Source organism: Erysipelothrix anatis (assembly GCF_009828745.1).
Taxonomy (GTDB): Bacteria; Bacillota_I; Bacilli_A; order Erysipelotrichales; family Erysipelotrichaceae; genus Erysipelothrix; species Erysipelothrix anatis.
Map to the genome: position 1 here is coordinate 153230 of NZ_WTSX01000006.1, position 9247 is coordinate 162476.

Sequence of the window (9247 nt, forward strand, 5' to 3'; positions counted from 1 at the left end):
CCTATATGTATACGTTCAACTTGAGAAGTAATGTTTCTTTTTAAGGTCGTTGTTTTTATCTGCTTTGCATACAAAAAAGCATCAATACGAATCATTCCAACACTTTAAGTGGTTAAATATCCTAACAAAAATGATTGATCCGATATGATTAGAGAGAGTGAAAAAATCGCATTTACTAACCCTTGCATCTAATCTTTGCGCTACAGTATACGTTACTCCTCTAAATCCTTCTTCGCTATACTCAAAGTATACATGAAATTTCACGATAACAAAAAAACCGACATTAAAATGTCGGCTAACAGGTATTATCCTAGTTTATTTCGAATCCATGAAGATAGAGCTTCAACTGTAACCACCAGAAGAATTAATCCCCAAAGAAGCGCTCCTGCATCTGCCCAACGGAAACCAGACATTGCAAAAAGAAGTGGCGCTCCAATTCCACCAGCTCCTACAAGACCCAAAATTGAAGCATTTTTTACATTAATCTCAAAGCGATAAATTGAAATCGATGCAAAATTACCCATCAGTTGAGGAATTATTCCATAACGAATTTTCTGCAACGTATTGCATCCTGCGGCGTCCAAAGATTCTATGATGCCATTATCCAAATCTTCAATAACTTCTACAAACATTTTAGAAATCATTCCAATTGAAGTAATCGCAAGTGTTAGTACACCAGTGAACGGTCCTGGCCCAGACACTCGAATTAACATTAGCCCATAAACAAACGGAGGAAAAGTCCGAATTACTGTAATCATAAATGTTCCTATTGTTGCGAATTTACGACCTACAATATTTTGTGAAGATAAAAATGCAACGGGCACAGATAATACAAGACCAATAAAAGTACCTAAGAAAGCAATTGCTACTGTTTCAAAAACTAAGTAAGGAATTCCCTCTTTCGTAAAATTGAGTAATGCCTCCCAGTTGGGTGCAATCATCCCTTGAATAATACTATTAACTATTGAAAAACCATTGGTAACCAATCCGTTGAATTCAACATAAGGTAGACTCAATGCTGTAATCAGTAAAATAACACCCACAATAAAACAAGCTTGCTTAATATAACGCGGTCTATTTTCATACGTTTCTAAGATTCGTGTCGACATCAGATAAGCCTCTTTCTAATATAACGACTCAGCATTTCAATTAAAATAACACTGATTAGTAAAATGATAAGTATTGTTGATAAATTTTGATACTGGCGCCAACCAATATTTTCATTCATCAATGTCCCAATTCCACCTGCCCCAACATATCCCAATACAGCAGCCGAACGGATATTCATTTCTAAATTATAGAGAATAGAAGACAAGTACAAACCCGATATTTGTGGAACCACTGAGGCAATAAAAGCTTTGAAACGAGATGCACCCGTCGAGATACTTGCTTCAAAAGGTCCCATATCAACCAATTCAATTTGCTCATACGTCATTTTCGTAAGAATCGAGAAAGTAAATAAGAAGATAGCAATCATCCCTGAAAATGTTCCCAATCCAAAGATGTAAGTCATGATTAGGGCAATAATTAATACAGGAATCGTTCGGAAGAAACTCATCACAAATCGAACGATGCCTCTCGCAATTCGATTTTGATTCATGTTACTTGCTGATAGATATGCCACAGGAAGTGCAAAAATACCAGCAAACAATGTCCCTAAAAATGACATTGCAAATGTTTGAATCATCGGATTCATAACAGTAGACGCGTATTTCAGATTAGGCGGAAATAAACGACCGAGAAAGCGAAAGAACTCTTCACCTCCATTAATTAGCAAAATAAGATTAAAATTTGTAACTTTTGCACTAAAGTAAAGAAGCACCCCCACGATTACAATAACGATGATTCCGATTCGAAAAGGTGGCTTCACTTCTTTGCCATTGTTTAAAACAATTGGTTTTGGATAGAAAAGACTTTTAAGCTGTGACATGTGTCGTCACTCCCATCAATTCATCCTCGGCTAAAGAACGTCCATAAACCTGTTTCAAGACTGCTTCGTCTACACTTTCACATGGGCCATCAAAAACAATAACTCCCTTGTTGATCCCTATTACACGTTTTGCATATTTAAGTGCAAGGTCAACGTGGTGCATATTAACAATAACTGTGATATTTGTTTTTTCATTGATTTTGACAAAATCATCCATCACCTGTTGTGCTGTAATCGGATCTAATGACGCAACGGGTTCATCCGCTAAAATGATTTGCGGTTCTTGAGCCAGGCAGCGTGCTAATGCAACACGTTGTTGCTGGCCACCACTAAGTTCATCAGCACGATTATATGCTTTTTCTAAGATACCAACTTGATCCAATGACTCAAGTGCTTTGAGTGTATCTTCTTTTGAATACAAGCCCAATAAGCTTTTAAACCATGGCATTTCTGCGACGCGTGCTGTTAGCACATTTTTAAGTACTGTTGTTCGCTTAACAAGATTGAATGATTGGAATACCATACCAATTTGTCGTCTGAATTTTCGAAGGTCCTTCCCTTTTAATTCCGAGACATTGCTACCATTAACCAAAAGTGTTCCATCAGTAATCGTATGCATTTGGTTAACACTTCGAAGTAACGTTGATTTACCAGCACCTGAAAGTCCGATAATCGCAACAAACTCCCCTTGTTCTATCGTTAAGCTAACACCATCCAAGGCCTTGACGCCATTTGGATAAATTTTTGTTACATTTTGAAATTCAATCATTGAGACCTCCACAGACTTTTAAAAGGTGGGTTCGATGACCCACCTTGACTCATTATTGTTTGTTTTTTAGCATATCCAATACTTTACGTGATGAATCATAATCAGCATCTGTTACTTCTTTATATCCGGTGTGGTTATAAATTGAGATAGCTTCTTTTCCTTCATCCGTTTTAGCAATTTCAATAAATGAACGTTGTAATGCTTTCTTCAAGTCTGCATCAACAAGTTTATTTGAAATCGAAATCGTATCGTTCATGATTTTATCTGTTACACCGATAACATCCGTTTGCTTCCAAATGTTTTCTTGGTTCCATTCTGTTGTCCAGTTTGTTTCAAAGTCACGGCGAATGTCAGCATAACCGACTCCGACATCACATTGTCCAGTTGCTAAACGTGCTGCTGTATCAGGATAACCCGTTACTTCAACTTTATTTGCAAGATCAGAGATCATTTTTCCTTCGAATTGATCTGCTAACCATAATGATGGGTAAACATAACCTGCGGATGATGTCGTATTTGAATGACACCATGATGCACTATTTAAATCATCCCATGTTAATTTCATGCCTGCATTTACTTTATCAGCAAGTTCACGTCCTTTTGCAGATGTTCCTGCATAGATCAATGAACGGTAGAATGTGACTTGTTCTTCAACAGGTAATGTTGCTTCACCGTCATTCCACTCTTTTGCTTCCACAAAATCTTTATTCAAACCATCACGTGATGCCGCTAATGCAACATCAATGTTTCCGTCCTGTGAGTACATTGCATATGTACTTGCAGGAATGAATCCAATATGAGCCTGGCCAGCATCTAGTGCTTCCCCAGCAGCTTCATAATTTGGAGATACTTGGATATTAACATTTCCAACTTCATAGCCATCTTTAGCAAGTTCTGTTTTAATAAGACCTTTTAATGGTTCTGTCTTTGCAATGATTTCTTTTGAATCACGACTTGGAATAAAGAACACCGTTAAAGTCTCTATTTTCTTGTCATTTCCTTTTTCACTTCCACTACTACAACCCGTTAAAACAAGTATTGAAACTAAAAGCACTAACAAGTATTTTTTCATCATTTCCTCCTGTAATACCTAAGTCTATAATTCCATACCATCACCTAGATTTCAAGTAAATCCATATAATTTACACAATCATGACATTACTTGTATTTTTTAACACAAACATAACAATTCATGTTTTGTTTGGATAAACAAGACTTTGAATGAATTATAAGTCAGTGGTGAAAATATATGATATACTTTCTGAAAGGAGATACATTATTTATGAAACAACTGAAAATTGAAGATTTTTTAAACTATCGTTATCTTGGATCACTTAAAGCAAATCCAAGTAAAACACACGCAGCGTATGTTGTCTCAGAAGCACGCTATGATGACAACGATTATATACACAGTCTTTTCTTATTTGATGGAACACAATCTAAAAGAGTATTAGATTTGGACACGGATGCACGTTTCTACTGGGAACATGATGATACCATTCTTTTCCACCATACGACCAACAGTCAAGAAACAGAAGCAGTATCGCAGCAAAAAAGTATTATTTATCGTTATCATATTATTACGGGGATTATTGAACCAGCTTATACCTTCCCGATTGCTATTGGATCACTCAAGGTTCTTCAAAATGGCAATCTCTTGATTACAGCACACATGAATACTGATGATCACATCCTATTTGATTCAGAAAAGCGTAATGACTATCTCGCAAAGATTAAAAAAGACACCAATTACGAAGTTTTTGATAGTGTTCCTTTTTATGCGAATGGTGGCGGTTTTACAAAAGCAAAAATCGGACAAGCTTTTATCTATAATACTGAAGAAAGCACCTATCATCCTATTGCAGAACAAAATGTGGATATCGCTTTGGCGCATTTTGATGAAACAACACAAATTGCTTACTTTTATAAGGAAATTCCAAATGGATTACCTCAATTCCATGCAGACATTGTTAGTTTTAATACACAGACACAAGATATTATCGAAACTTTCAAAAACGATGCCTATATGATTTCAAATATGACCGTTTTAGACGGACAGATTTATGTCTTTGCATCGACAGGAAAAGCATTCGGTATCAATCAAAACTCAGATGTCTATCGCCTCGAAAATGATGCCCTTGTTCGCGTATGTGAATTTGGACGTAGCTCATGGAACTCAGTTGGGAGTGATGTGCGTTTCTTAGGCAGTGCCCAAGAACACGTCATCGACAATAACTTCTATTTTGTTGGAACATATCAAGACCGAACTGTACTTTACTGCTTCGATGGCCAGACGATTGAAACGGTGTTTAGCCCTGAAGGAAGTATTGATGGTTGGATTAAATTAAACGATCAATTCTTTGGGATTGGACTTTTCGATAATCGTCATCAGGAATTGTATGCCTTCAATTTCAGTGAAGCCACGTATACACTCCTTACGTCATTTAATGCCGAATACTGGGATTCACACTACCTTGCAACGCCTCAACATATCCAATATGAAAGTAATGGCGATTTACTGGACGGTTGGGTCTTACTCCCGCAAGATTATGACGCTATGAAACAATATCCCGCAATCCTTGATATCCACGGGGGTCCAAAAACAATCTATAATGCCGTGGTTTATCATGAAATGCAAGCGTGGGCTAATCTTGGGTACGTTGTATTCTTTACAAACCCACATGGTGGCGATGTTTATGGCAATGAATTTGCCGATATTCGTGGTAAATATGGAACTATTGACTATTCCGATATCATGACGTTTACAGATCTTGTGCTAGAGCGTTACGCAATTGATCGCGCACGGGTCGGTGTTACGGGGGGATCGTATGGCGGATTTATGACGAATTGGATTGTGAGTCATACAGACCGTTTTGCAGCTGCAGCAACACAACGTAGCATTTCAAATTGGATTTCGTTTTACGGAACATCGGACATTGGTGTTTACTTTGGTCCCGACCAAACAGGAGGATCACCATTCAAAAACTTGGAAGCGGCTTGGGAACAATCTCCATTGAAACATGCTCACGCGATTAAAACACCACTTCTCTTTATTCACTCCGAAGAAGACTACCGTTGTCCAATCGAACAAGCGATGCAACTCTTTACGGCCGTTAAACAGAATGGTGTTGAAACACGATTTGTTTGGATTCGTGGTGAAAATCATGATTTGTCACGATCAGGCCGCCCACAATCACGACTCAAACGCCTTCAAGAAATTACAACTTGGATGGACACACACCTATAAAATTTCAAGCCTCATTATTGAGGCTTTTTTTATACATTTTCTACGCTAGAAAGAGCTGCAAAAAAATCATAATAAAAAGTGTTGATTTTGTGAATCTGCGATGTATAATAAGTCTTGTGTCATGTATGACTAATCTTTTAGTTTAGTAATACTAAACAAATCAATACTAATTAAGGAGACAGTATGAAAAAAATAACTATCGTATTCATTGCGCTACTTGCGCTTGCAGGTTGTGCTAACAAAGATACTACCAAACAAGAACTCCGAGTCTATAATTGGGGATCCTACATTGATGAGTCGCTCATTACAGAATTTGAAAAAGAATTCGACGCGAAAGTCATCTACGACAAGTTCGATTCCAACGAAGCAATGTATATCAAAGTTGCAAGTGAAGACTCTTATGATGTGCTCTACCCTACCGATTATATGATTGAACGCTTACGCGTTGAAGACCGTCTTCAAAAACTAGACTATTCAAAAATTCCAAATTACACTGCAACGCTTGATAGTTTAAAAGGCCGTGCAATGGACCCCGCAGCTGAATATACTGCTGGTTACTTCTGGGGAAATGTAGGAATCGTGTATGACAAAACAAAAATCTCATTAACGGATTTAGAACAACAAGGTTGGAATATCTTCAAAAATGAAACCTATAAAGACCAGATATTCTTTTTAGATTCGGAACGAGATGCATTTATGGTCGCACTCAAAGCACTTGGTTACTCAATGAATACAACCAGTGAAACAGAATTACAAGAAGCGTTTAACTGGCTCAAAGATATGAACCAAAAAACACGTCCTGTATACATTCGTGATGAAATGATTGACAGCATGGTATCTGGAGTTAAACCAATCGGAACCATGTATTCTGGAGATGCAACATATGTTTTATCTGAGAATGAAAATATGGCCTTCTATGTCCCTACTCAAGGAACAAACTCATGGATGGATGCCATGGTCATTACTAAAAATGCAAAAAACGTTGATCTGGCTCATGAATGGATTAACTTCATTTTAAGCAAAGAAAGCCAACAACGTATCACCGAAGAAATTGGATACACTAGTGCGCGTCAAGATGTCATCGATATTGTCACGGGTACTGGCGGTGCATTTAACGGTATTGATTCATATGAAACACGTCAAAATTACAATCTCGATGAGAATTATCGTTTTGATGACGTAACACGCGTCACAATGGCGGATTACTGGGTTAAAGTAAAATCTAATGGATAAGACATTTACCGATCGATACCCGAATAATGCATCACAATTTATGGAACATGTTGATGTTGATTATGGTTACAAACTGGCACAAAAGCTTGGGACGTTTCGAACAAATGAATCTCTAGGATTTCGTACGGTTGGATCATTTGCCGAACATGAAGCAGCTGATTTTTTAGAACTTGAGATGACTGAAATAGGACTGCAAAAGATCAAGCGGTACAGTTATCCAGTCACATCATGGACATTTAAGCATGCACGCCTTCGTTGCAAGACAGAATCACAAGATTTGACGTTTACACTCAGTGCCTACCCTTCCCATATAGATACTCAAGGACCTCAAACTATTGAAATAATTGATGTTGGTCGATCCGATAGTCATGATTTCCCTTCAGACATTTCCGGAAAATGGATTCTTATCGATATTAATCAGCGTGAAGATTGGTGGATTAACTACCCTGCGACTGAAGCCTTTTACCGTGGCGCCTTGGGCATCATTGCCGTTCAAGACGGCGGCTATGGCGAAATAAGTGATCACACGCTCAATGCACAGAATACCTCTATCCCTCACGGCGCTGCAGCGCTGTCTATGTCCCGACACGATGCAAGAATCTTACGAAAAGCCTTGAAATTCAAGCCTACTCTAACGCTTGATGTCTCAAGTCTTTTGGATCCGAATGGGACTGCATATAACGTATTCGGATGTATCCCTGGAGAAAGTGAGGAAATCATTCTTATGAGCGCTCATTATGATGCCTATTTTGAAGGATTTCAGGATAACTCTGTTGCGGTTGGCTTAATGATGGGAATTGCAAAAGCATTATGTTCATCAGGAATCAAACCCGAAAAAACACTCATGTTTGGGGCTTTAAGTGCCGAAGAATGGGGTGCAACTGATACGCGATATGATTGGTTAACAGGCTCCTATACACAGATGAGTACATTAACACCAGAGTGGGCAGATATAATTTTCGCAAACATTAACTTTGAGCTCCCAGCAATGCTCGAAGATGGTACAGACTGGATTCGTGCAAGCTACGAACTCAAACGGTACTTAAGCGAATTTTCACTTACTTTACCGCAAGCATCTGACGTCTATCCAAATGGCATCAAAGTGCTCAATCCAATTGAAACATGGTCCGATGATTTTTCATTTGAGATATTTGGAATTCCGTCGACTGTTTCTGCTTTAAAGCCAAAATTTGCCGCATCACATTATCATACTCAATTTGATACCGTTGATACCTATCACGAAGGTGCATTTTTATACCATCATTATGTCTACGGACTTCTAATGTTGCAGTATGATACTCTCACCGTGTTGCCACTGGACTTTAGCGAAAGAATTCAAGCATTGAAACATGCCCTCGATCTTGAAATGGCAAGCGAATACATTGATATCAATGCTTTTAAAGAGTTGGTGATCACAATCAGTAATCAATCAAACGCTTTATACACGCTACTGACAAGTATTACAGATGCCGAGGAAAACGAAGCACTTAAGCAGCACGTGAGAAAAATCTTCCGTTTTGCAGCAACACAGTTTCTACGATTATCGTGGGAAGACGATGTATTATTTCCTTTTGAACAGAATCAAACAAATGTTCGTGTTCTAGAGCATATGTTGTATGATCCAAAACGTTCAATGGAATATGTAAGTCTTGTCGACAATAATAAATACGCTGTTCATTGGAGTAGCGAAACATACTATTATCATACCCAAAATGTCCTATCGGAAACTGCAAATATGATGTGGGGTACTACATTTAAACCAACACATTGCGACTTGTTTGATTTCATAGATTCTCATGATTTCGAGATTATAGAGCAAGCAGTTGAATCAGAACGATTGCGGTATGAGATAGTTTTGAATGAAGTAATGGCACATCTTCATCTATTTTCAGACCATATACAAACATGCCTCGATTTAATTACAAAAAAACCATCCTAATCTGGAACTGACCTAGTTCCTTGGGACTCAAGAAAAAACCTCTTGTAAACGAATTATTGTAAAATGATTCAATACGGGAGGTTTTCTTATGGGAACACGGATTATGCATAGTTATGAGATAAAAATGAA

7 protein-coding genes are annotated in these 9247 nt (G+C 37.9%); 3 read left to right on the forward strand and 4 right to left on the reverse strand.

The features are described from left to right. Positions 1–305: 305 nt before the first annotated feature. Genes phnE (GVV19_RS06140) through GVV19_RS06155 form a run of 4 tightly spaced genes read right to left on the reverse strand, consistent with a single transcriptional unit; the run spans position 306 to position 3771 of the window. Entirely contained in the window at positions 306–1109 is an 804-nt protein-coding gene (gene phnE / locus GVV19_RS06140; RefSeq protein ID WP_159640492.1) for a phosphonate ABC transporter, permease protein PhnE, read from the reverse strand. After that, complete coding sequence (gene phnE, locus GVV19_RS06145) at positions 1109–1930, reverse strand: phosphonate ABC transporter, permease protein PhnE (RefSeq protein ID WP_159646383.1); 822 nt, start codon at positions 1928–1930, stop codon at positions 1109–1111. Before phnE (GVV19_RS06145) ends, phnE (GVV19_RS06140) begins: the two co-directional genes overlap by 1 nt. Then, a complete protein-coding gene (gene phnC / locus GVV19_RS06150) occupies positions 1917–2699 on the reverse strand; it encodes a phosphonate ABC transporter ATP-binding protein (protein ID WP_159640486.1) in 783 nt (260 codons plus the stop codon). The genes phnE (GVV19_RS06145) and phnC overlap by 14 nt, the downstream gene beginning before the upstream one ends. Before the next feature lie 52 nt (positions 2700–2751). Beyond that, positions 2752–3771 (reverse strand): phosphate/phosphite/phosphonate ABC transporter substrate-binding protein, encoded by a 1020-nt coding sequence (locus tag GVV19_RS06155; RefSeq protein ID WP_201287486.1) that lies wholly within the window; start codon positions 3769–3771, stop codon positions 2752–2754. A gap of 210 nt (positions 3772–3981) precedes the next feature. Between GVV19_RS06155 and GVV19_RS06160 the strand changes: the two genes are divergently transcribed. From GVV19_RS06160 to GVV19_RS06170, 3 genes are all read left to right on the forward strand, one after another. Beyond that, positions 3982–5946, forward strand: a complete 1965-nt coding sequence (locus GVV19_RS06160) for an alpha/beta hydrolase family protein (protein WP_159646386.1) — start codon at positions 3982–3984, stop codon at positions 5944–5946. A 183-nt stretch (positions 5947–6129) separates the two neighbouring features. Then, a complete protein-coding gene (locus GVV19_RS06165; protein WP_159646389.1) occupies positions 6130–7179 on the forward strand; it encodes an extracellular solute-binding protein in 1050 nt (349 codons plus the stop codon). Continuing rightward, entirely contained in the window at positions 7172–9118 is a 1947-nt protein-coding gene (locus GVV19_RS06170) for a M28 family peptidase (RefSeq protein ID WP_159646392.1), read from the forward strand. Before GVV19_RS06165 ends, GVV19_RS06170 begins: the two co-directional genes overlap by 8 nt. Positions 9119–9247: the final 129 nt, after the last annotated feature.